The sequence below is a fragment of the Mesorhizobium sp. WSM4849 genome, from assembly GCF_055811385.1.
In genome coordinates, this window is record NZ_JBVVPW010000023.1 from 1 (window position 1) to 22,107 (window position 22,107).

Below are 22,107 nucleotides of genomic sequence, written 5' to 3' on the forward strand. Positions count from 1 at the left end.
AAATGCACTTGAAATCAGCACCATACCGGTGCCGGCGAGGAGATGATGGATGGTTTTCATTGTGTTGCTCCCTAAGACTTTCACCTTGGGTTAACGATTGAAACTCAGAGCTTGTTAAATCGGTTCCCTGCCATGTCGTTCTTAGGCGGGCCGTGCCGGAAACTGGCCGTTTGGCAAGCGCCTGGGGTTGATTTTGAAACGCAGGCGAGCCGCTGGACGCGATCTCGCCCTTGACTGGTCTTATGGACCGGGATGCGGCTCCCGCGCGTCCTGACGCGCCGTAGGACTCGCCAATCGCCCATCCTGCGCCAGTCTGGTCAGCCGGGCATCGTCTTCGATCCACTCGGCATGCGTCGGGTAGCACAACACCGCCCATGTTGGCGCGCCGTACCTCCGCTCAAGCTCATCGTCGCTCACGCTAAGATTGCCCCAGTACCTCGCACGCCATACTCGATCCGCCTCGGGCTCGGGCTCCGGATCGACCTGCACCCGCTTCGGTTTCGCGCCCTTGAGCTCCAGCAGCATTGCATCGAGACTGGTTTTCGTCCGCGTAACTGGGATCGCGTCAGCGACAGACGGCGCTGCGGTCGCGTCGATGATCGTTGAAGCGGGAGCCAAGGCCGCCGCAGCGGCAGCGGCGGTTGATCAATGACCTCTATGTTTTTCCCCTCCGTGCCGCCTCTCCATTGTCCGTCGATGAAAAGACCGGTGGGCAGCGAAGCGATACCTAGACTGAGAGGCGAAGAGAGTTTTGTAGCAACGTTCACGTCAGCTAGCCTTTCCTTGATCGTTGATCGGCGAAAGTAGATCCGGGAAGTTCCGCGAGATCCACCAGTCCCGTTGGATCGGCGCCGCCAAGCAGACGCTTTACATTCTGCACGGTCGTTAACGCCGCGCTATCCGCTTGCGTGCTTGTCGCGATATGCGGTGTGATGACGACGCGCTGATGCGCCCAGAGAGGATGCTCTGGCGGCAGCGGCTCCGGATCGGTCACGTCGAGGAATGCTCCGGACAGCCTGCCGCTATCCAAGGACGACAGCAGCGCGTCGGCGTCGAGCTGACGTCCCTTGCCGGCGTGGACGAGGCAGGCGCCGCGCGGAAGGGCGCCGAACAGGTAGTCGTTCAGAATTCCGGTCGTATTCCCGGTTAGCGGCAGTAGGCAGACGAGTATGTCCGTCCGTGCAAGCATCTCCCGCAACCCAGCTTCGCCCTTATGACAAGTCACGCCGTCGATGGATCGCTTTGATCGGCTCCATCCCGAGAGCCGGAAACCGAAGGTCTGTAGCCCGTGAAGTGCGGCCTCACCCAGCACGCCCATGCCCAGCACGGAAACGCTGCGGTCGGCGGCCTGCGGGTGTTGCTCGAATTCCTTCCAGAGCCGACGGCGCTGCTGATCGATGTAGAGATGCAGATTTCGATGAAGCGAAAGGACAGCCATAGCGACATATTCGACGACCATCCTGGTAATACCCTCGTCTACCATGCGAACGAGCTTCACACCTGGAGGAATCGAGGCCCTGGCAAACTGGTCGACTCCCGCGCCGATGCAGAACACAGACTGGAGGTTGGGATACCGCCGAAGGTTTGCTGGCACGTCCCACGTCATGATGAAGCGGATGTCGTCGCGTCCGGGTCCATGCAGAACCGAACGTCCGGCAGGTGCTTCGAGAACACCTCGGCGAACACGGCCCCTCGCGTCGCATCACAGAGGAACAGGAATACCATGCCGCCTCACGCATCCTTGCGACGGCGCAGCGTCTTCCGGTCATGGCGCTCATACATCCAGTACACGAGCGGAATGAACCATGGACGGCCGCGGTAAAACGGCACGGCCTTGGGCGACTGATCGAAATCGAATGCGGACCGCGGCTGCTCCGCGTCTTCGAGGACCTTGAGCGCCGCCTTCTTGCCGAGCCACCGCGCCCAGACGATGCCGGAACCGCAATAGCCAGTCGCGTAAATGGTGTTGCCGCGCGAAAAGATGCGCGGGATCATATCCCGGTGCATGGCGACATTGCCGAACCAGCTATGCGTGATGCCGATATTGTCCAGTTCCGGGAAAAGCCTGGCGAGCTCCGTCCGCAGATTGACGGTCGGCGTGAGCGGATCGCCTGCGGTCGTGCCGTCGCGTCCGCCGAACAAGATACGGGACCCGTCGGGCGACGGGCGGTAGTAGTAGCTCAGCCTGCGCATGTCGCCATGCATCATGTGCGCGGGCATCAGCCGGTCCATAAACTCCTTGCCGACGGGCTCGGTCGCGATAATCCGGCTGCGGACCGGCACGAGCCGACGCCGTAACCAGGGATCGAACCCGTCGGTGTATCCGTCGGTGCATACGAGGAGTTTCTTCGCTAGGACGTCGCCGCGATCGGTAGTAACCCGCACGCCAGCGGTATCGCTGGTGGAACCTAGGACCGCAGTGTTCTCGTGCAGAATGGCGTCGGTCGCGCACGCGACGCGGATCATGCCGGCGAGCAGCTTCGCGGGCTGAAGACCGCCGATATCCATACGGACCATGCCACCGACATAGAGGTCGGTTCCGATATATTTCCGGACGTCCGATCCGTTGACGGGGAAGGCTTCGATGCCAAGGCTGTCGCCAAGAAAGCCAGCATGACGGCGAAGCTCTTCCGTCTCCCCGGCGGTCATCGCGCCCTGGAACGATCCGGTCAGCACGAACTCAGCATCAATATTCTCCGCCTCGAGAAACCGCCAAAGGTCCTGCCGCGCGGCCTGCCCCTCCAGGAGGATGCCGTTCGCCCTGTCCAGACCGAAGCGCCTGATCAACTCCTTGCGGCTGGGCCGGATGCTGCCGCTTGCCATTCCACCGTTGCGGCTGGAGGCCGCCTGACCGAGCGACTGGCGGTCAAAAAGCTGGACGTGCTTGCCCGCACGCGTCAACTCGATCGCCGCCGACAGGCCCGTATAGCCGCCGCCAACGATCGCCACGTCGCAGCTCCGATCGAGCTTGCGGATCGGCAAAGGCGGAAAGGCGCAATCCTCCCACCAGTATGGCGTCGATTTGATCGATGTGGAAAGCGTCTGTGTCATGAACCGATACTGCTGCTGCGTTTCAAGGAAGGCTGGGGCGCCGACTAGTCTCGACTAACCCAGAGCTTGCGCGTGGTTTCGATGACCTTCCAGACGCCGGAGAAGCCCGGATGCATGACAAAGGCGTCGCCGGCCATAATGCGACGCGGCTCCTTGCCGTCCTCGGTCAGCTCGGATACGCCTGATAAGATGACGCAGACCTCGAAAGTCTTGCCTTTTATCGAGCGATAGGCGCCCGGCGTCGCCTCCCATAAGCCGGACTGGACCACTCCGTCGGCGGTCTGTGCGATGTCCCAGCTCAGAAAGCGCGGATCGCCTTCGATGAGCCTGTCCGGCGCAGGCTTGCCTTCGCGGGGCCGGGGCAAATCGTTCTGGTCGATAAAGGTGAGGTTGGACATGTTGTTGGCCTTTCAGGACTGGCTTCAGCCGGGGATCGACAATCGTTTTTCGAGGAGCTTCATCACCATCAGTGCAACGACGCTGATTGTGAGATAGATGGCGGCGGTTATGATGAAGATGTCCATCACCGCGAACGTCTCGCTCATCAGGCGCTTGGCGTAGCCGGTGACCTCCAGAACGGTAATCGTGGAGGCGAGGCTAGACTCCTTGATGATGATGGCGACTTCGCTGCTGTAGGCGGGCAGCGCCTGTCGCACCGCCAGCGGGAACTTGACGCGCGCGAAAATATGCCAAGGCGACATTCCGCAGGCTTGCGCGGCTTCGATCACGCCCTTGGGCAAGGAGAGAAAAGCCGTGCGGAATGTCTCGGCGGTGTAGGCGCCGGAGTTCAGCACCACGGCAAGAATGGCCGCGTTTAGGCCGTCGCCTATCATCCACCACAGGATCGGGTTGTGGCGTATGAAGCTCACTTGAGCCAATCCGAAATAGATTACGAAGATCTGGACCAACATCGGCGTGCCGCGAAATATCGCGCAATAGGCGTCGCAAAAACCGCGAAGCACCCGGTTTCTCGATCCGCGCGCAAGGCCGACGAGGACTCCTAGCGGCAGACCCAGAACAACGCCGAAGACTGCGATGAGAAGCGTGATCTTGACGCCTTCCAGCAGAAACGGGAACGCATACGTCACGATGCCCAAGTCCATATCACATCCCTCCGAAGCCGCGGTTGAGGACCCGTTCGATCCTCGAGAATGCGGTTTGGCTCGCGAGCGTCATGGCGAAGAACAAGGCTGCGGCAATGCAGTAGAAGAGCAGCGGCGACCGGGTGATGCCGGCGGCGATCGCAGCGGTCCGCATCAGTTCCTGGAGGCCAACGACCGAGATCAGCGACGTATCCTTGATCGTCATCTGCCACACATTGTTGATGCCGCCGAGCGCGAGCCGCAAGGCGAGCGGAAAGGTGATGCGAAAGAATGTCACCATTGGCGGGAGCGCCAAGGACCGGGCGGCTTCCAGCATCCCGGGGGGCACGGCTTGGAGAGCGCCGCGGATGACCTCGATTGAGTACGCACAGGAGATCGAGGCAATCGCTATGACGCCGACGATCATCGGATAGGCATTCTCGGCAACCTGCTCATAGCCGAACGTCCCCGCGACCGTTCTCACCCAGTCCAAGGAACCGTAGAACAGCAGGTAGATCACCAGCAGTCCCGGAATGCCGCGGATCAAGATGCTGTAGGCGTCCACCATCTGTGAGACGACCATGACCTTCTGCCAGCGCACGATGGCCAGTGGCGTCGCCACCACGAAACCAAGCAGCATGCCGAGCAGCCCGATCGCAATTGTCACTGCACTTCCGCGCAGGAGAGCCAGCGCCCAGCCATGCTCCACCATCAGAACCGCGAAATCCTGCATAAACTCCATCCCATCCGCATGCCTTGGGCGACGCCAAGGCAGGCCGCTACCATCGAAGGATCACTGCTTGCAGGGAATGGTGTAGTCGTCCTGGAACCATTGCATGGAAGCTTTCTTGACCGTGCCGTCGTTGATCATCTTGCACAGGGCCGCGTCGACCTTTGCCTTGAGATCGGTGTTGCCTTTGCGCATCCCGACGCCCATGCCTCGGCCGAGGACTTCCGGATCGTCCATGGAAATTATCCTGACATCGATTTTCGCGAAGTTCGCGCCGTCCGGCGTTGCCAGGAAGTCGACCCAGGTCGGTGAATCTCCGAAAGCTACGTCGATGCGGCCGCTAGCGAGGTCTGCAGTCAACTGGGTAACAGCATCGTAGGTTTTCAGATCGGCGCCCGTCATCCGCTTCTCGATGAACCTAGCGTAGGTAGTGCCTGTGACGACACCGACGGTCTTGCCGGCGATCGCCTCCTTGATTTCATTAAGGCTTTTCAAGGCGGCCAGCGGCGAATCCTTTGCGACCACGAAGTAAAGAGGCGTCGTTGCATAAGGGATTGAATAATCGATCTTCTTTTCCCGCTCGGCTGTAATGCCAAGACCTGAGATGATGACGTCAAATCGGTCGGTGTCCATTGACGGGACAAGCGAACTGAACGTCTGGACGACGAACTTACATTGGACCTTCAGTTCGGCGCAGATGCCATTGGCGATGTCCGCGTCGAAGCCGGTGACGTTGCCGCTCGGGTCGGCCATGCTGAACTTCGGCGCATCGCCTTCGGTGCCGATTCGCAAAACACCTTCCTCGGCCGAGGCCATAGTCGCCGCCGTGGCGACGAGCAGCCCGGATGCGAATGCGTACCTGATAAACTTGCTGACGTTCATCTCTGTTACCCCTTTGTTTGGTTTCTAAGTTTTGGCTTCTAATTATCTGGTGGCCTGCGATCAGGCATTGGCCGGCATGACGCTCGAAAGAAACCGCTTCACCGCTTCGCTCGCGGGGTTTCGAAACAGCTCTCCCGGCGTATCATCCTGCTCGAGGCGGCCCTTTTGCAGGAATATCATTCGGTTCGACACGTCTCTCGCGAACCTCATTTCGTGCGTCACGAGGAGGATTGTCGCACCATCCTCCGCAAGTTTGCGTATGATCTTCAAGACCTCTCCGACCAGTTCGGGATCGAGCGCGGAGGTCGGCTCGTCGCACAGCATCAATTTCGGGCGCATCGCCAGGACGCGCGCGAAGGCGACGCGCTGCTGCTGGCCGCCCGAAAGCTGCTGCGGGTAGCGGTCGCGGAAGGTTTCCATGCCGACCCTCGACAGCGCCCAGAGCGCGATCTCTTCTGCCTCCTTCCGAGAAAGCTTAAGAACGTAAACGAGTGCCTCCGTCACGTTGCCGAGGACGGTGCGATGCGGCCAGAGATTGAAGTTCTGGAACACCATTCCGATCTGGCGTCGAAATGCTCTGACGGCGGCCGCGTTGACAATCTTCGGCTCTCCGCGCGTGTCGGAGGTCACAGAGATGGCCTCTCCCATGAATTCGATCTGTCCCGAGGTTGGCGTCTCCAAAAAATTGGTGCAGCGAAGCGCGGTGCTTTTCCCGCATCCCGACGATCCGATCATCGAGACGACCTCGCCCTCCTTCATGCTGAAGCTGACGCCGCTCAGCACCTTCGTGGAACCGAATACCTTAACGAGATCTTTGACCTTCAGGACTTCGCCCATGCGTGAGGCCTTACGACAGAGCATAGCTAACTGGCCACCGCGCCTTGCGCGTCCAGATCTTCGAGCACGCCATCTACAGCCGCCTTGGCGATACCGACCATCTCGTCGTCGAACACGACGAACGGTGCGTTCCCGCCGAGTTCCATGGAGCAGCTGACGACTTGGTCGGCCGCCTCCTTGCAAGGCTCGGCGGCAGCAGCGGCAGCATATACCGCGGCGATCGCATCCGCGACGTCGCCGGCTAGTGTTGCAATGACTTGGGCCGTCGAAGGCTCGACCACGTCGAGTGCGTTTTTCGCATTCAGCCACCGCCCGGCGATGAAGAGTTGCGTCCGCGCTTTGCCAGCGACGGCGGCCACGTCATTCTGGGATTCCGCGTAAGTCTTCTGTACTGGATTTGGCTTCACGTAGGACACCATTCGCAACCAAATTGGGTTAAAACATGCGACCAACTTAACATTGGTCTTGATATTGGTGTCAACATGGATCAAATTGGTTGCGAAAAAAAGTTTCAAGGGAGGAGGATGATGAGCGTCGTACTGAAGGATTTCATCGAGGCGGAGGGATTGGAGCCAGGCGACCGCTTGCCACCCGAGCGCGATTTGGCGCTAAAGCTTGGCCTGCCTCGCACCGCGTTGCGGAGGATGCTCGCTTCGCTCGAGAACGAGGGGCGCCTGACAAGGCACGTGGGAAGGGGCACTTTCATCGCAGGCAGCGGAGTCACGTCAACGGCACTACGCCGTCCGCCAGGCAGCGCGGGCGACGCGGTCCGCACCTATCCAGCAGAAGTGTTCGAGACGCGTTTGATCATCGAGCCAAAAGTCGCCGGATTGGCCGCGCTCAGAGCGACGCCGCAGGAGATCGATGAACTACAAAAATCGATCGACAAGGGGAGCGCCGCCGAGACGCTTGTCGAGTTCGAAAAGTGGGATGCCGTCTTTCACCGCATCGTCGTTGAGGCGGCAAGAAACGGTCTTCTTTCGTCACTGTACGAAGTAATCCATGAGGTGCGGGCGGGAAACCTTTGGGGTCGGATGAAAGAGCAATCACTCACACCGGACAGAATGAGGGGATACATCACCAAGCATCGAGAAATTCTAGCGGCCATCAGGGACCGGGACAGCGTAGGGGCGGAGCTAAGTATGTACAACCATATTATGGAAGCGAGGGCGAACATCCTTGGTCCGCATGCATGAAACCATGGACCGAACGTATTTTTAAAGTCGAATACATTCACTGGCTTCGACAAGACAGTCTAGGACGACGAGCGCTGAAAATGCGCCTCTCAAAGGCGCCGATGCAACCTCGGTGCCGACCCCGCTATCGCACGCTCGAAGCCGTGGCAAAGATCAAGACGGTCGTGAAATCAGAAACCCAAGGACAATACGATAGCTTCACTCAGTGAGCGTGGTCGCCAAGTCCCTTATCGAGACTGGAATACCGCGAACCAGGAGGCCGCATGAATCAGAGAGAGGAAAGGTTGGACAAACTCCAACGGGACACATTCGAATATTTCCTGAAAGAGAGCAATCGCGCCAATGGAATGGTTCCTGACAACACGCGCACTGGCTCGCATGCGAGCATCGCCCCGATAGGGTTTGCATTGACGGCCTACACCATCGGCGTCGAGCGCGGCTTTATCACACGAGCCGAAGCTATCGAGCGCACACTCACGACACTTCGATTCTTTAGAAACAGTGAGCAGAGCGAGGAGGCGGATGCGACCGGTTACAAAGGCTTCTATTACCACTTTCTTTACATGGACACTGGCCGTCGCGCCTGGGAGTCGGAGTTGTCGACGATTGATTCGACATTTCTGCTCGCTGGCATGTTGGCCGCCGCTGCGTACTTTGATGGGGACGCGCCCGAAGAGCGCGAAATACGTTCGCTCGCTGAAGAGCTCTACGCCCGGGCCGATTGGCAGTGGGCGCTTAACGCCGGAGAAACCGTATCGATGGGTTGGAAGCCGGAGTGCGGGTTTCTGCCGGATCGGTGGGAGGGCTATAACGAAGCCCTGATCCTTTACGTGTTGGCAATGGCTTCGCCGGCCCATCCAATTCCAGCCGAGAGCTACAAGGCCCAAACCGGGACTTACTGCTGGAAGAATCTCTATGGGGTGGAGTTTCTCTATGCCGGCCCATTATTCATTCATCAGCTCTCCCATATGTGGATCGACTTTCGCGGCATTCAGGACGAATTCATGCGCGAAAAGGGGATCGATTATTTCGAGAACAGCCGCCGTGCAACTTACGCACAACAGCAATACGCGATCCGTAATCCATTGGACTACAAAGGGTACAGCGAGCATTGCTGGGGCATTACCGCGAGTGATGGTCCGGGTCCGACCTGTGTGAAGATCGAGGGCGTTGAGCGTCACTTTTTCGACTACACGGCGCGCGGCATCCCATTTGGTCCGGACGATGGCACCATCGCGCCCTGGGCCGCGATTGCATCGCTACCTTTCGCCCCCGAGATCGTCTTGCCAGCGCTGCGGCACTTTAATGAAGTATACCCCGAAGTGACCAGTGAGTACGGCTTCAAGTGCAGCTTTAATCCAACCTTCGAATCAGGGCATCAAAGCAAGCCGGGTTGGATCTCAAAAGGTTATTACGGACTCGATCAAGGGCCGATCGTGTTGATGATCGAGAACCACCGCACGGGATTTCTTTGGGAGTTGATGAAGAAATGCCCGTTCATTGTCGAGGGTCTGCACAAGGCGGGATTCACCGGGGGTTGGCTGCAATTGTCGTAGCCGTTGGCGGAGCGATTGGGACTAACCGGGTCAAGTGACCGCCAACCTAAGTCCCCTTTGTCGCAACCGTATTCGAAGACGGGCCGACTGCAAACCACCTTCACGTTGCCGCCGTGCAGCAGCAATGACTAGTTCGGGTCATGAGCGCTAGGCTGCTTCTGGACTCTTGTTGTCTTTGGTGTGGGCGGTGGTCAGTCTCCCCGCCCTCCGATTGCGTATGTCCTCGATCCAGCGAGCGCGTTTCTTCTCATCCGCAAAATGAGAGGCCAAAGAAACTTTCGCGAATTGGCTTGATTCCGGCGAAGCTCAAGATGCTACGCTCCGCGAACACCGTAGGCGCCGAAGTACCAGCGATAAAGAAACACCGGCATTCCCATGGTGACGACGAGGCGAGCGGAGCGCCCGGCGAGTAGCCGCTTTGGAAAGCCGCCCTCTTTGTATTCCATAGCAAATCCGGGCCTGAAAATATGTTCGAGAAAGTCTTGAACAAAGCTGGCATGGTTCCGTGCCAAAGCGGAAACAGAAACACCCAATGCTCTGCCCAGCGCAGATCCTCCCGGGATTGCTCCAGGGCGGGCGGCAACGCCCCGGTCTCGAAATCCTCGATCGTACGCAGCAGCGGAAAGTCGAGCTTGGCCACTTCGATGCGGCGTACCTGGTGCCCCGCTGCAGTCGCGCCTTCGGCATAAGCGCCGGACATAGCGTGAAGCAGGTGTTGGCCAGCCGGGTCTGGATGGCCCTGGACAATAGCGATGCGCCTGGTCATCTGATGTGTTCCTCCATAGTCCGGGAAGGTCGCGACCGTTTCAAAGCGGGGGCTATGGCCGGGCTGACGCGGCCAACGGCCTCGCGGCGAAGTATGTTTTGCGTGCTCATTGTTAGCTCCTGAGACTTTGTTAGGTCTGATTGCACAGGTTAAAACGTTTTTTCGCGGAAACCGGGTCCCGAGAAAGTTAAGCGAAGCCCTGAATAAAAAAAGGGTGCCTGGCAGGTTCCTGCCAAGCACCATAAGAAAAATAGAAATTTGCGGAAGTATTGATCGCCTTATGTCGTTATCTCCTGCGCTCTCGGCATATCCGTTCGCTTTTCGAGCAATCAGAAAGCAAAAAAATATTCTTGGGTGCAAGGAATAGTTGTCGCTACATGCCGCCAGGCTCCTTGAGCAAGGCGTCCACAGCGGAATGCTTTCTTATATCAGGCCTGCGCCCTGATGGGCGTCACGTTGTCCGCCGCCGTCGGCTTCACCGCGGCGCAGAATTCAGCCCAGTCGGCCATCAGACGGCGTCTCTTTTCGAACATATCCCCACGCCGATAGGCGGCTTCCGTCTTATCGCTGACCGTGTGTGCCAGCGCCATTTCAAGCATTTCGTTCGGGTATGCCGTCTGCTCTGTCGCCCAATCGCGGAACGTACTGCGGAAGCCGTGGACCACGGGCTGGTGCCCCGGCGTGTCAGATGGCAGGTCGAAGCCCTTTAGCAGTTCCGCCATTGCGGCGGTGCTCAGTCCCTTGCCGGGCTTGCCGCCAGTGAACAGGTGCGGGTTGTCCTTCTCGCGTGGCGTCGTGCGCAATATCTCAATCGCCCGGTCGCAGAGCGGAACGCGATGCTCGCGATTGTCGTCATTGAGCTTCGTTCCTTGGCGTGAGCCGGGAACGGTCCAGAGCTTTGCCTCAAAGTCGACCTCCTCCAGCGTCGCGCCAGTGATGGCTTGAGTGCGAGCGGCGGTCAGGATCGTGAACTCCAAAGCCCTGGCCGATATGCTGCTCATGCCGAGAAGCTTCTCCATGAAGCCGGGAAGCGCGGTGTAGGGCAACGCGGGCTGGGGCCTGACCTTCTTCACCTTTGACGGCTTCGGCAGCAGCTTGTCTAGATGGCCCTTCCACCGCGCGGGATTGTCGCTGTGCTTCGGGCGGAAGCCCTTCACGCGCGCCCAATCAAGAATGCTTTCGATCCTACCCCGGAGACGGCTGGCGGTCTCGTTTTTCGTGGCCCAGATAGGGTCAAGTATCTGGCTTATGTGGCCGTCCTCAACTTCCGCAACATGCAGAGCGCCGACGACAGGCCACGCGTAGGTTTCGAGTGTGCTCTTCCACTGGTCGCCGTGCTTGGCATTCTTCCAGCCGGCGGCATGGGCTTTGATGTAGCGCTCCGACGCTTCCTTGAAGGTCAGGACGGTTGCGGATGCCGCCAGCTTCTCCAGCCGTTCGGCCTTGCGTTTCTCTATCGGGTCGTCGGCATCGAGGAGCTTGAGGCGTTGCTCCCCAGCGCGTTCCCGTGCCAGCTTCAGCGGCACCGTATGCACCGAGCCCAAGCCCATCTTGCGGGGCTTGCCGGCCAGCATGTAGCGGAAAATCCAGGACTTCGAACCGCCCTTGGCGACCTGTAGATAAAGGCCGAGCCCATCGGCATAGAGGCCGGGCTTGTTCTGTGCGTTGACGCCGGCGACGGTGAGGCGGTTGATTTGCATTCGAACTCTCCCTGCGAACAAGTTTACGTACAACTTACTCCTGGACTTGGCAAGACCCCCTTGGACGCTATCGGAACTCAACTCCTTGTGGCACAAGGATTTCAGGGGGTAAGTTAGACGCCCTTGGACCCCCTTGGATTAGGCGGAGACGGACATCCTCTCCGCCATCCTGCTTCGCGCTTCGCAGGACTGTGGTGAATGTCCGCGTCCCTCGCAAAAAATTCACTTTGCGGCGAAGCGTTGCTCGGCCATATCAAGAAAGTTGGCGATGGCGCCGGGCAGGCCGCCGGTCTCGAGGAAAGGCGCATGGCCCTGGCCCTCGACCATGATCGTCTCGACACAAGGGTGACGCTTTCGCATCTGTTCGAGCGTCTCAGTGGATAGCAGCTTCGAATTGGCGCCGCGTATGGCGAGCAACGGTACCGCCGCCAGCGCCTCGAACTGCTGCCACAGATCAGGCAGTGGCTGGGTGAGATCGAGACCCGCCAGCGTGCCGATCAGCTTCGGGTCGAAATCCGGCACCAGACCCTCATCCGTCTCTCGGTAGAGGGCCGATACCATCCGCTCCCAATCCGCCTCGGTCAGAGCAGGAAAGTCGCTGCCATGCGCGCCGCGCTGGGCGCCGACCGCCTCGGCATGGGTTTTCGGCTTCGGCGTGCGCTCGAGATAGGAGCGGATATGGGCGAAGCCGCCGGCCTCGACCACCGGGCCGATATCGTTGAGTACGACAGCCCTCAGGACGGCCGGGCGCATCGCGCCGAGCACATGGATGATCAGCCCGCCGCGTGACGTGCCGATGAAGCCCGCCCCCTCGATGCCCAGCGCCGCCAACCCGGCGAGGATGTCACCGGCTTCGACGCCGACATTGTAGTGGCCGATGTCGGGGTCGTAGGCGGATTGCCCGCGCCCGCGATAGTCGAAAGCGACGATTTTTCGTGGACTTGCCGCCCGTCGGGACAGGTGCAGCGCCAGCTCATGAAAATCGCGGCTATTGCGGGTCAGGCCGGGCAGGCAGACGACCGGCCAGTGTCCGGAGTTCGCTTCGCCGTAGATGCGGGCGTGGAGTTCAAGCCCGTCCGGCGAGGCGTAGAAAAAATCGGAAAAACCGCTCGACATTTGGACTCGATTCCTCGCCGTTGCCGGATCGTCGAGACTGCTACAGGCGAGGGCGGGTACGGTCAAATCGGAAGGCAGAGCGGTCCAACGGAATGGGCAAGGGCATTACTAAGTCCAAGCGCTGCGGGCACCGAGATTTTCTCGACACGTCGGCGGGACAGCGCCCCCCTCTGCCCTGCCGGGCATCTCCCCCTCAAGGGGGGAGATTGGCAGTTTCACTGGCCGCGCCTTCTTTACAGCGTTGGAGATTGGCGAAAGCAAACCGGACGGCCGATCTCCCCCCTTGAGGGGGAGATGCCCGGCAGGGCAGAGGGGGGCGCTTCGCCAAGCCAGCGTTCGCCCGAACGCCGACGGATCAACTCCGCCCATTCACCAAATCCCCCACAATGTCGTACTTACCGGAAATGCGCATCTTGTAGACTTCGTAATTCTCCATCACGCGCTGGACGTAACTTCTTGTTTCCGTGTAGGGAATCCGCTCGATCCAGTCGACGACGGCGTCGATGTCCTTGCCGCGCGGGTCGCCATATCTGGCCACCCATTGGGCGGCGCGGCTGGGGCCGGCATTATAGCCGGCGAAGGTCAGCACATAGGAGCCGTCGAAGCGGCCGAGCTGCTCACCGAGGAAGGCGGCGCCCAAGGTCGCGTTGTAGCCGGCGTCGGTGGTCAGCCGCGCCTGCGAGAAGGTCATTCCGGCCTTCTTCGCCAATTGCCTGGCTGTCCCCGGCATCAGCTGCAGCAGCCCGCGTGCGCCGGCGCTGGAGACGGCGCCGATGTTGAACTCGCTTTCCTGGCGGGCGATCGCATAGGCCAGCGCCTTGCCCGAGCCGGAAATATCGGCGGTCTCGGGAATGACGCCGAGCGGATGCGACAGCGCCCCGACATCGATGCCGCGCGCGCCGGCGATCTTGCCGACTTTCAGCGCCAGGAAGTGATTGCCCTGCTTTTCCGCCATCGCGGCCAGCAGTGCCAGCTCTCCGGGGCTGGTCAACTGTCCGGCGAGGTCGCGATAAAGCGTGTCGGCATAACGCTCATAGCCCGCCTCCTGCAGCCGCCTGATGGCGCTGACCGCCTCGCGGTTGGCGAAATTCCGGTGATCGGCGGCGCTCGGCTGCGGATCGGCGATGTTGAGGACCTGCCGGCCGACGCGCTCGCCGGCGAGCTGGCCGTAGAAGGTCGTACCATAGGCGGCGGCACGGGTGAAATGATCCTTTGCATTGCCGGGACCGCCGGCTTCGGCCGCACGGCCGAGCCAGTAATAGGCGCGCGACAGCGATATCGGCCCCTGGGTGAGACCGGCGATCCGCGTAAAATGCCTGGCAGCGGTGTTGGGGGCGTTGAGACCGCGCAGCGCGTACCAGCCGGCATGGAACTCGGCATCCGCCGCGTTGGCAGCACTTTCGGCGGCGTGCACGGCGACTATTCTGTAGGCGGTCTTCATATCGCCCTGGTCGACCAGTTCGCGCGACAGCACCCGGCGCTCGGCCCACCAGGCATCCGGGTCGACAAGCGCGATGCGATCGCTCGGCGCCTTCATCACCATAGCGGCGGCGTCGGAAAACTTCTCCTGCTTGCGCAGATATTGAGCTTGCGCGAAGAGATAGCCGGCCGAACGCTGCGCGGCGGGCACCGCCTTCAGCAGTTTGGCCGCATTCTTGTCGCCCCTGTCCGCTGCCGCCCAGGCGTCGGCCAGTTGCTGGGCGCCGGCAAGGCCGGCAACGCGCAGCGCGGAATTGATCCGATCGGCATAGAACATGCGCTCCATGCGGAAACGATGGTCGGCTGCGGGGATCAGCTTGCCGAATTCCCGGATGATCGCCGCTTCGTCCCTGGCTTCCAGTTTCTCGGTGCGCCAGAATGGCGACAGCACCGAGCGCGCCGCCTCGACGTGGCCCTGCGAGACATAGGAGCGGGCGAGGATGACCACGCCCTCGACTGTCTGCGGCTGGCTGCCGCCAAAAGCCTGCACCACGATCTCCGGCGCGGGGTTTTCGCGGTAGAGCGCGCGCTCGCTGTTCTTGCGCAAGGCGATCATGCCCGGCCAGTTCGGCAGCATCTTCGCAGCATCGGCGATCTCGCCGCTTGGCACCTTGTCGCCGCCATAGAGCGCGATTGACCAGGCAAGGATATGCTGGTCGAGCGAATTGACCGGCAGGGCATCGCGCACTCGACGCGCGCCGGCAATGTCGTTTGCCGCCAGCGCATCGAGGCCGCTCTTCAGCCTGGCGACACTGGCGGGAGGGGATTCCGGACCCTGCGGGCCTGTATCCTGCAGGTTTGGCATCGGAATGGCCGAAGTGACCTGCACATCGACTTTGCCGGCGGCCACAAGGCTCGGCGTCAACAGGAGAATTGCGCCAAGCAGCGCGAAAAAATGAGGCTGCCTGGTCGGCATGGCTTTCATCATTCCTGCCTTGCACATTACCAACAGGCACAGATCAACTGAAGCCTAGTTGGCTGTGATGAAGAGCCCGTAAACAAAGGCTGTCGAGGTCTTTCAAATTGCGCTTGCTGGCACTACCGCCACGCTTGCCGCGCAACAGTGTCGAGACTATGGTGCGCCGCTTCGCTTTCGGCTAGAAGGCGCGCACGACAAAACACCTACATTGCCGCGCGTCTTCTCAGACGCGCAAAGGACGCTGTAGCACTTTAAATTTGGCGCATGATCTTTCCGTAAATCGACACCGATTTTCGGGTCATGCGCTAGTCCCAAGGAGTTGGACGACATGCTGAGAGGCTCGCTTACCGCGCTCGTGACACCGTTCGAAAAGAGCGGCCGTTTCGACGAGAAAGCCTTTCGCGCCTTCATCGCCTGGCAGATCGCTGAAGGCACGACGGGCGTGGTTCCAGTCGGCACCACCGGCGAGTCGCCGACGCTGTCGCATGACGAGCACCGCCAAGTCGTCAAGGTCTGTATCGAGGTAGCCAAGGGCCGCGTTCCGGTCGTCGCCGGCGCCGGCTCCAACAACACCGAAGAGGCGGTCGGCCTGGTGCAGTATGCCGAGAAGGCAGGCGCCGACGCGGCACTCGTCGTCACGCCTTACTACAACAGGCCGACGCAGCGCGGCCTCTACGCGCATTTCGCCGCGGTCGCCAAGGCGACCAGCCTGCCGATCATCATCTACAATATTCCGCCGCGCTCGGTGATCGACATGATGCCCGAGACGATGGGCCAGCTGGTGCACGACTTCAAGAACATCATCGGCGTCAAGGACGCCACCGGCAAGGTCGAGCGGGTTTCCGAGCAGCGTGCCACCTGCGGCAAGGATTTCATCCAGCTTTCCGGCGAGGATGCCTCGGCGCTCGGTTTCAACGCCCATGGCGGCGTCGGCTGCATCTCGGTGACGGCGAATGTCGCGCCGCGGCTGTGCGCCGAATTCCAGGAGGCGACGCTTTCCGGCGAGAACGCCAAGGCGCTGGACTTGCAGGACCGCCTGCTGCCGCTGCACAAGGCGATTTTCCTGGAACCCGGCGTGTCCGGCGCGAAATATGCGCTGTCGAAGCTGGGCAAGGTCGAGAACGTGCTGCGTTCGCCACTGGTCACCGTCGAGCAGTCGACCGCCGAGAAGATCGATGCGGCGATGAAGCACGCCGGCTTGATTAATTAGGGATGAGGCGCCACCTCTCCGCATCATGAATCAAGTCAGAAAAGCCGATCCCAACAACAAGACCGTTGCGGAAAACCGCAAGGCGCGGTTTTCCTATGAGGTGCTCGACACGATCGAGGCCGGCTTGGTGCTGACCGGCACCGAGGTGAAGTCGCTGCGCCAGGGCCAAGCCAACATCCAGGACAGTTACGCCTCGGTCGAGGGCGGCGAAATCTGGCTGATCAACTCCTATCTGCCGGAATATCTGCAAGCCAATCGCTTCAACCATGAGCCGCGCCGGCGCCGCAAACTCCTGCTCAACAAGCGCGAGATGGCCAGGCTGGCGCAGAGCGTCGATCGCGAAGGCATGACGCTGGTGCCGCTAAAGATCTATTTCAACGACCAGGGCCGGGCGAAGCTTTTACTCGCCGTCGGCCGGGGCAAGAAATTGCACGACAAGCGCGAAACCGAAAAGCAGCGCGACTGGTCGCGCGAGAAGGGCCGGCTGCTGAAGGAGCGTGGGTAGACTGGGAGCCGCTCTTTTGAAGAACCGGATCGTCTTTTGGGGTGCGGCCAGCCTGATCCTGGCGTGCCTCGTCGCGGTCGGCGGCTATTTCTATTTCCATCCGTTTTCTCCGGACCGCGGCAAATATCCGGTCAGGGGCATCGACGTTTCCCATCATCAGCGGCAGATCGACTGGCGGCGTGTTGCCGCCGATGACGTCGCCTTCGCCGTCATCAAGGCAACCGAAGGCGGCGACCATGTCGATGATGCATTCGCCGCCAATCTGCGTGAGGCCCGTGCGGCCGGTCTGGCGGTCGGTGCCTATCATTTCTTCACCTTCTGCAGGCCTGGCGCCGATCAGGCGAAGAATTTCATCTCCGTCGTACCGCGCGGTCAACCGCTGCTGCCGCCGGTGGTGGATATTGAATTCGTCGGCAATTGTCCGCGGCGGCCATCGCCCGAAGAATTGAATGTCGAACTCTCGGCTTTCCTCGGCCCTGTCGAGGCAGCCTTCGGCAAGACGGCGATCCTCTATGTGACCGACGACGCGGCGCGGGCCTACGCCGGGCAGATCGTCGGCCGCCCACACTGGGTCCGTTCGCTGGCGCTGCAGCCAGGTCATGACGAGTGGATCTATTGGCAGTACCACGACAAGGGTCGCGTCGACGGCATCAGCGGCGATGTCGATTTGAATGTCCTTCAGGGCAGGCAGGAGAAATTGGCCGAGCTGGTTGCGCCACCGCCCGAATCTATCTCTCGAGAAACGCCGCTATCTCCCTGAACACGTTGACGAACATCGCTTCCGTCAGCACGCCGGTGTTGGTGTTATAGCGCGAGCAGTGATAGCTGGAAAACAGCGTCACGCCATTGGTTTGCTGCTGTCCGCCGTGGCGGAAGGGATAAGCCGCAACACGCTGGCCGAGCGCCCGCACCGTCGACTGGTGCGCGATCGAGCCCAGCGCCAGCACGGCGCGCAGGTTTTTAAACCGCGCGATTGTCGGCACCAGGAATCTCCGGCAGGTGGCAATCTCGGCGCCGACCGGCTTGTTGTCCGGTGGCGCGCAGCGCACCGCATTGGTGATCGCCGTGCCGACAAGCTCCAGCCCGTCATCGGGCCGTGCCTTGAATTGGCCGCGCGCAAAGCCGTGTGCGATCAGTGTGTTGTAGAGCAGGTCGCCGGCATAGTCGCCGGTGAAGGGACGACCCGTCCGGTTCGCCCCACGCAGGCCCGGCGCCAGCCCGACGATCAGCAGCCGCACCGCATCCTCGCCCTCGGGCGGCAGGAAGGTCGGCACCGGCGCATTGAACCAGGACGGCTCGCGCTGCCGCCATTGCGCGATAAAATCATGCAGCCGCGGGCAGAGCGGGCAGTCGCGATCGGGCTCTGGGGACGCGACCGAAGGAGCGGTCAAGACCGCCGCCGTCAATAATCGTCCTCGTCGACTTCGGCCGGCTCGGGCCGGCGCACCGGCCGCTCGGATGGATCGCGGCCGACCTCGCTCTTCAGCGTCATCAGATCGATGAAATGGTCTGCCTGGCGGCGCAGATCGTCGGAAATCATCGGCGGCTGCGAAGCCATGGTGGAGACGATCGAAACCTTGCGCCCGCGCCGCTGCAACGCCTCGACCAGCGTGCGGAAATCGCCATCGCCGGAAAAGATGACATAATGGTCGACGACATCGGCGAGTTCCAGCGCATCGACGGTCAACTCGATGTCCATATTGCCCTTGATCTTGCGGCGGCCGGTCGAGTCGGTGAACTCCTTGGCCGGCTTGGTCACCACCTTGAAGCCGTTATAGTCGAGCCAGTCGATCAGCGGCCGGATCGAGGAGTATTCCTGATCCTCGACGAGCGCGGTGTAGTAGTAAGCACGCAGCAGATAGCCGCGCTTCTGGAAGCTCGACAAAAGCCTGCGATAGTCGATATCGAAGCCGAGCGCGCGCGACGTGGCGTAAAGATTGGCACCGTCGATGAAAAGGGCGATTTTTTCGCGAGGGTCGAACATGGAAAATATTCCTTTTCGAAAAATAAGCGGTCGTCTAAATGCGCGTGACTATCGGTCGGCTTGAAATAACCGGCTGACCTTCGTCATTCGAGATAGCGCCGGTTTTACGGCAATCCAAGGGTATGATGCTGCAAGCAAGCAATTGTGATCGGTGCCGTATCGTCGCAGGCGGCGCGCGCCCAGACGACCTTGGCCCCGGCCCCGGACCTGGCCCCGATCTTGGCATTGCCAAAAAGCTTGTATTTTGGCGGCGTTCGGGTTATGGACCGCGCCTGTTTTCCATCAAATCCAGGCATGAAAGGGGCAGCTCATGGCCCGCGTAACCGTTGAAGATTGCATCGACAAGGTCGACAACCGCTTCGAGCTCGTGCTTCTGGCCGGCCACCGCGCCCGTCAGATCAGCCAAGGCGCGCAGATCACGGTTCCTCGTGACAACGACAAGAATCCGGTCATCGCGCTGCGCGAGATCGCCGAGGAGACATTGTCGCCCGACGACCTCAAGGAAGATCTGATCCACTCGCTGCAGAAGCATGTCGAGGTCGACGAGCCGGAAGCCGATGGCGAGGCGATCGCCGACCAGACCGGCACCGCCGCTGCGGCAACCGATGCCGACGACACCGAGGACAACATCACCTTCGACCGCATGACCGAGGAAGACCTGCTGGCCGGCATCGAAGGTCTGGTACCGCCGGAAAAAAGCGACGATTATTAATCTTCGCAGCGGCCGCCGACACTTTCGCGTCGGCAGTTTCGTGGTTATCTATGACATGCGCCGTACGCCAGTGCGGCGCATGATTCATTTCAGCACTGCGAGATCCCGCCCATGATGCGTCAGTATGAGCTTGTCGAGCGCGTCCAGCGCTACAAGCCTGACGTCAACGAGGCGCTGCTCAACAAGGCCTATGTCTACGCCATGCAGAAGCATGGTCACCAGAAGCGCGCCTCCGGCGATCCCTATTTCTCGCATCCGCTCGAAGTCGCCGCCATCCTCACCGAAATGCACATGGACGAGGCGACCATCGCGGTTGCCCTGCTGCATGACACGATCGAGGACACCACGGCGACCAGGGCCGAGATCGACGAGCTGTTCGGTCCGGAAATGGGCAAGCTGGTCGAAGGCCTGACCAAGCTGAAGAAACTCGACCTCGTCTCCAAGAAGGCCGAGCAGGCTGAAAACCTGCGCAAGCTCTTGCTGGCGATCTCGGAAGATGTTCGCGTGCTGCTGGTCAAACTTGCAGACCGCCTGCACAACATGCGCACGCTCGACCATGTGCCCGAAGCCAAGCGCCTGCGCATCGCCGAGGAGACGATGGATATCTATGCACCGCTGGCCGGGCGCATGGGCATGCAAGGCATGCGCGAGGAGCTTGAGGAGATCGCCTTCCGCTTCATCAATCCGGAAGCCTACCGCGCTGTCACCGCGCGGCTCGCCGAAATTTTCGAGCGCAACAAGGGCGTGCTGTCCGAGATCGAGACGGCGCTGTCCACGCTGTTCGACAAATATGCGATCAAGGCCGAGGTCAAGAGCCGCCAGAAGAAGCCGTGGTCGGTGTTCCGCAAGATGGAGGCCAAGGCGCTGTCCTTCGAGCAGCTGTCCGACATTTTCGGCTTTCGTGTCGTCGTCGATACCGTCGAGGACTGCTACCGGGCGCTCGGCGCCATCCATACGACATGGTCGATGGTGCCGGGCCGCTTCAAGGACTACATCTCGACGCCGAAGCAGAACGACTACCGTTCGATCCACACCACCATCGTCGGACCGTCGCGCCAGCGCGTCGAGCTGCAGATCCGCACCTATCAGATGAACAAGATCGCCGAATATGGCGTTGCCGCGCATTCGATCTACAAGGACAGCGGCGGCAAGGTGAACGGCACTGCCCACGCGATCTCGAAGGAGACCAACGCCTATGCCTGGCTGCGGCGCACCATCGAGCAGCTTGCCGAAGGCGACAATCCCGAGGACTTCCTCGAAAACACCAAGCTGGAGTTGTTCCAGGACCAGGTATTCTGCTTCACGCCCAAGGGCATGCTGATCGCGCTGCCGCGCGGCGCCACGCCGATCGACTTCGCCTACGCCGTGCACACCGATGTCGGCGACACCTGCGTCGGCGCCAAGGTCAACGGTCGCATCATGCCGCTGATGACCGAGCTGAAGAATGGCGACGAGGTCGAGATCATCCGCTCCAAGGCGCAGGTGCCGCCGGCGGCGTGGGAATCGGTCGTCGTCACCGGCAAGGCGCGTTCGGCAATCCGTCGCGCCACCAAGGCCGCCATCCGCAAGCAGTATTCGGGTCTCGGCGTTCGTATTCTGGAGCGTGCGTTCGAGCGGTCCGGCAAGACCTTCACCAAGGAAAGCCTGAAGTCGGTACTGCACCGGCTGGCGCGCAAGGACATCGAGGATGTGCTGGCTTCGGTCGGACGCGGCGAACTTGCCTCCACCGACGTGATGAAGGCGGTGTTTCCCGACTACAAGGATGAACGCGTCACGCTGGTTGCGCCCAAGCAGCGCGAAGAGGGCTGGTCGAAGATCCGCAACGCCGCCGGCATGCTGTTCCAGATTCCGGGCCGGGCGGCGCGCAAGGACAAGGACCAGCCAAAGGACGGCGCCGTGCCGATCCGCGGCGTCCGCGGCGACCTGCCGGTGCGCTTCGCGCCGGAAGGTGCTGTGCCCGGCGACCGAATCGTCGGCATCGTGCAGCCGGGGACCGGCATCACCATCTATCCGATCCAGTCGCCGGCGCTGCAGGCCTTCGATGACCAGCCAGAACGCTGGATCGACGTGCGCTGGGACATAGACGAGCGCACCAAGGAGCGGTTTCCGGCGCGAGTCTCGGTTACCGCCATCAACGCGCCGGGCTCGCTGGCCGACATCGCGCAGGTCGTTGCATCCAACGACGCCAACATCCATACATTGTCGATGGTGCGCACCGCGCCCGATTTCACCGAAATGCTGATCGATCTCGAAGTCTGGGACCTGAAGCACCTGAACCGGCTGCTGTCGCAGCTCAAGGACAATTCGAGCGTCAGCGATGCGCGGCGGGTGAATGGGTGAATAGTGAATAGTGAAAGAAGGGTGCTCTCACTACTCACTACT

20 protein-coding genes and 2 pseudogenes are annotated in these 22,107 nt (G+C 60.9%); 7 read left to right on the forward strand and 15 right to left on the reverse strand.

Features of this window, described 5'->3' with window-relative positions:
* Positions 1 to 240 precede the first annotated feature (240 nt).
* The 9 genes and pseudogenes from AC0L3L_RS23925 to AC0L3L_RS23965 all read right to left on the reverse strand — a co-directional run bounded on the left by AC0L3L_RS23925 (position 241) and on the right by AC0L3L_RS23965 (position 7,097).
* A complete protein-coding gene (locus tag AC0L3L_RS23925; RefSeq protein WP_473639315.1) occupies positions 241 to 618 on the reverse strand; it encodes a hypothetical protein in 378 nt (125 codons plus the stop codon).
* Between the two features lie 154 nt (positions 619 to 772).
* Positions 773 to 1,725, reverse strand: a pseudogene (locus AC0L3L_RS23930) (2-hydroxyacid dehydrogenase).
* A 6-nt stretch (positions 1,726 to 1,731) separates the two neighbouring features.
* Positions 1,732 to 3,051 carry an NAD(P)/FAD-dependent oxidoreductase gene (locus AC0L3L_RS23935; protein ID WP_473639317.1) on the reverse strand — a complete coding sequence of 440 codons (1,320 nt, stop codon included), beginning with the start codon at positions 3,049 to 3,051 and terminating at the stop codon, positions 1,732 to 1,734.
* A gap of 44 nt (positions 3,052 to 3,095) precedes the next feature.
* Positions 3,096 to 3,449, reverse strand: coding sequence for a cupin domain-containing protein (locus tag AC0L3L_RS23940; protein ID WP_473639319.1), 354 nt, complete (start codon positions 3,447 to 3,449; stop codon positions 3,096 to 3,098).
* A 24-nt stretch (positions 3,450 to 3,473) separates the two neighbouring features.
* Positions 3,474 to 4,154 carry an ABC transporter permease gene (locus AC0L3L_RS23945; protein ID WP_473639321.1) on the reverse strand — a complete coding sequence of 227 codons (681 nt, stop codon included), beginning with the start codon at positions 4,152 to 4,154 and terminating at the stop codon, positions 3,474 to 3,476.
* Between the two features lies 1 nt (position 4,155).
* The gene (locus AC0L3L_RS23950) at positions 4,156 to 4,866 is read right to left on the reverse strand and encodes an ABC transporter permease (RefSeq protein ID WP_473639323.1); all 711 of its coding nucleotides are present in this window, start codon (positions 4,864 to 4,866) and stop codon (positions 4,156 to 4,158) included.
* Between the two features lie 60 nt (positions 4,867 to 4,926).
* The gene (locus AC0L3L_RS23955) at positions 4,927 to 5,745 is read right to left on the reverse strand and encodes a transporter substrate-binding domain-containing protein (protein ID WP_473639324.1); all 819 of its coding nucleotides are present in this window, start codon (positions 5,743 to 5,745) and stop codon (positions 4,927 to 4,929) included.
* 60 nt (positions 5,746 to 5,805) lie between these two features.
* Positions 5,806 to 6,582, reverse strand: coding sequence for an amino acid ABC transporter ATP-binding protein (locus AC0L3L_RS23960; protein WP_473639326.1), 777 nt, complete (start codon positions 6,580 to 6,582; stop codon positions 5,806 to 5,808).
* 26 nt (positions 6,583 to 6,608) lie between these two features.
* Complete coding sequence (locus AC0L3L_RS23965) at positions 6,609 to 7,097, reverse strand: hypothetical protein (RefSeq protein WP_473639420.1); 489 nt, start codon at positions 7,095 to 7,097, stop codon at positions 6,609 to 6,611.
* Positions 7,098 to 7,109: 12 nt separating this feature from the next.
* Between AC0L3L_RS23965 and AC0L3L_RS23970 the strand changes: the two genes are divergently transcribed.
* On the forward strand, positions 7,110 to 7,778 hold the full coding sequence (locus AC0L3L_RS23970; RefSeq protein ID WP_125007003.1) for a FadR/GntR family transcriptional regulator: 669 nt from the start codon (positions 7,110 to 7,112) through the stop codon (positions 7,776 to 7,778).
* 263 nt (positions 7,779 to 8,041) lie between these two features.
* Positions 8,042 to 9,334, forward strand: a complete 1,293-nt coding sequence (locus tag AC0L3L_RS23975; protein ID WP_473639328.1) for a glucoamylase family protein — start codon at positions 8,042 to 8,044, stop codon at positions 9,332 to 9,334.
* Positions 9,335 to 9,481: 147 nt separating this feature from the next.
* On the opposite strand, the pseudogene AC0L3L_RS23980 reads toward AC0L3L_RS23975, so the two are convergent.
* The 4 genes and pseudogenes from AC0L3L_RS23980 to AC0L3L_RS23995 all read right to left on the reverse strand — a co-directional run bounded on the left by AC0L3L_RS23980 (position 9,482) and on the right by AC0L3L_RS23995 (position 15,311).
* Positions 9,482 to 10,100: pseudogene (locus AC0L3L_RS23980) on the reverse strand (NAD(P)H-dependent oxidoreductase).
* Positions 10,101 to 10,528: 428 nt separating this feature from the next.
* Positions 10,529 to 11,800: a tyrosine-type recombinase/integrase gene (locus AC0L3L_RS23985; protein ID WP_473639330.1), complete on the reverse strand. Its 1,272-nt coding sequence runs from the start codon at positions 11,798 to 11,800 to the stop codon at positions 10,529 to 10,531.
* A 222-nt stretch (positions 11,801 to 12,022) separates the two neighbouring features.
* Positions 12,023 to 12,916 carry an alpha/beta fold hydrolase gene (locus tag AC0L3L_RS23990; protein WP_473639332.1) on the reverse strand — a complete coding sequence of 298 codons (894 nt, stop codon included), beginning with the start codon at positions 12,914 to 12,916 and terminating at the stop codon, positions 12,023 to 12,025.
* 355 nt (positions 12,917 to 13,271) lie between these two features.
* The gene (locus AC0L3L_RS23995; RefSeq protein ID WP_473639334.1) at positions 13,272 to 15,311 is read right to left on the reverse strand and encodes a lytic transglycosylase domain-containing protein; all 2,040 of its coding nucleotides are present in this window, start codon (positions 15,309 to 15,311) and stop codon (positions 13,272 to 13,274) included.
* A gap of 331 nt (positions 15,312 to 15,642) precedes the next feature.
* On the opposite strand from AC0L3L_RS23995, the gene dapA reads away from it, so the two are divergent.
* The 3 genes from dapA to AC0L3L_RS24010 are packed head-to-tail and all read left to right on the forward strand — an operon-like array spanning position 15,643 to position 17,789.
* Positions 15,643 to 16,524 carry a 4-hydroxy-tetrahydrodipicolinate synthase gene (dapA, locus tag AC0L3L_RS24000; RefSeq protein ID WP_473639336.1) on the forward strand — a complete coding sequence of 294 codons (882 nt, stop codon included), beginning with the start codon at positions 15,643 to 15,645 and terminating at the stop codon, positions 16,522 to 16,524.
* Positions 16,525 to 16,549: 25 nt separating this feature from the next.
* Complete coding sequence (smpB, locus tag AC0L3L_RS24005; RefSeq protein WP_473486640.1) at positions 16,550 to 17,029, forward strand: SsrA-binding protein SmpB; 480 nt, start codon at positions 16,550 to 16,552, stop codon at positions 17,027 to 17,029.
* Between the two features lie 16 nt (positions 17,030 to 17,045).
* A complete protein-coding gene (locus AC0L3L_RS24010; RefSeq protein WP_473639338.1) occupies positions 17,046 to 17,789 on the forward strand; it encodes a glycoside hydrolase family 25 protein in 744 nt (247 codons plus the stop codon).
* On the opposite strand, the gene AC0L3L_RS24015 is transcribed toward AC0L3L_RS24010, so the two are convergent.
* Both AC0L3L_RS24015 and AC0L3L_RS24020 read right to left on the reverse strand, forming a co-directional pair.
* The gene (locus tag AC0L3L_RS24015) at positions 17,758 to 18,435 is read right to left on the reverse strand and encodes a uracil-DNA glycosylase (protein ID WP_473639339.1); all 678 of its coding nucleotides are present in this window, start codon (positions 18,433 to 18,435) and stop codon (positions 17,758 to 17,760) included. The genes AC0L3L_RS24010 and AC0L3L_RS24015 overlap by 32 nt on opposite strands.
* Positions 18,432 to 19,013, reverse strand: coding sequence for a LabA-like NYN domain-containing protein (locus tag AC0L3L_RS24020; protein WP_123149816.1), 582 nt, complete (start codon positions 19,011 to 19,013; stop codon positions 18,432 to 18,434). The genes AC0L3L_RS24015 and AC0L3L_RS24020 overlap by 4 nt, the downstream gene beginning before the upstream one ends.
* 310 nt (positions 19,014 to 19,323) lie before the next feature.
* On the opposite strand from AC0L3L_RS24020, the gene rpoZ reads away from it, so the two are divergent.
* Both rpoZ and AC0L3L_RS24030 read left to right on the forward strand, forming a co-directional pair.
* Entirely contained in the window at positions 19,324 to 19,725 is a 402-nt protein-coding gene (rpoZ, locus tag AC0L3L_RS24025; protein ID WP_029354482.1) for a DNA-directed RNA polymerase subunit omega, read from the forward strand.
* Between the two features lie 111 nt (positions 19,726 to 19,836).
* Entirely contained in the window at positions 19,837 to 22,065 is a 2,229-nt protein-coding gene (locus AC0L3L_RS24030) for a RelA/SpoT family protein (RefSeq protein WP_095496691.1), read from the forward strand.
* Positions 22,066 to 22,107 lie beyond the last annotated feature (42 nt).

Bases quoted from the DNA above. Each gene is read 5' to 3' on its own strand.
- AC0L3L_RS23940 (WP_473639319.1), bottom strand. From the start codon at position 3,449: ATGTCCAACCTCACCTTTATCGACCAGAACGATTTGCCCCGGCCCCGC.
- AC0L3L_RS23935 (WP_473639317.1), bottom strand. From the start codon at position 3,051: ATGACACAGACGCTTTCCACATCGATCAAATCGACGCCATACTGGTGG.
- AC0L3L_RS23950 (WP_473639323.1), bottom strand. From the start codon at position 4,866: ATGCAGGATTTCGCGGTTCTGATGGTGGAGCATGGCTGGGCGCTGGCT.
- AC0L3L_RS23960 (WP_473639326.1), bottom strand. From the start codon at position 6,582: ATGGGCGAAGTCCTGAAGGTCAAAGATCTCGTTAAGGTATTCGGTTCC.
- AC0L3L_RS23955 (WP_473639324.1), bottom strand. From the start codon at position 5,745: ATGAACGTCAGCAAGTTTATCAGGTACGCATTCGCATCCGGGCTGCTC.
- rpoZ (WP_029354482.1), top strand. From the start codon at position 19,324: ATGGCCCGCGTAACCGTTGAAGATTGCATCGACAAGGTCGACAACCGC.
- AC0L3L_RS23975 (WP_473639328.1), top strand. From the start codon at position 8,042: ATGAATCAGAGAGAGGAAAGGTTGGACAAACTCCAACGGGACACATTC.
- AC0L3L_RS23995 (WP_473639334.1), bottom strand. From the start codon at position 15,311: ATGCCGACCAGGCAGCCTCATTTTTTCGCGCTGCTTGGCGCAATTCTC.
- AC0L3L_RS23990 (WP_473639332.1), bottom strand. From the start codon at position 12,916: ATGTCGAGCGGTTTTTCCGATTTTTTCTACGCCTCGCCGGACGGGCTT.
- AC0L3L_RS23970 (WP_125007003.1), top strand. From the start codon at position 7,110: ATGAGCGTCGTACTGAAGGATTTCATCGAGGCGGAGGGATTGGAGCCA.
- AC0L3L_RS24020 (WP_123149816.1), bottom strand. From the start codon at position 19,013: ATGTTCGACCCTCGCGAAAAAATCGCCCTTTTCATCGACGGTGCCAAT.
- AC0L3L_RS23945 (WP_473639321.1), bottom strand. From the start codon at position 4,154: ATGGACTTGGGCATCGTGACGTATGCGTTCCCGTTTCTGCTGGAAGGC.
- AC0L3L_RS24030 (WP_095496691.1), top strand. From the start codon at position 19,837: ATGATGCGTCAGTATGAGCTTGTCGAGCGCGTCCAGCGCTACAAGCCT.
- dapA (WP_473639336.1), top strand. From the start codon at position 15,643: ATGCTGAGAGGCTCGCTTACCGCGCTCGTGACACCGTTCGAAAAGAGC.
- AC0L3L_RS23985 (WP_473639330.1), bottom strand. From the start codon at position 11,800: ATGCAAATCAACCGCCTCACCGTCGCCGGCGTCAACGCACAGAACAAG.
- smpB (WP_473486640.1), top strand. From the start codon at position 16,550: ATGAATCAAGTCAGAAAAGCCGATCCCAACAACAAGACCGTTGCGGAA.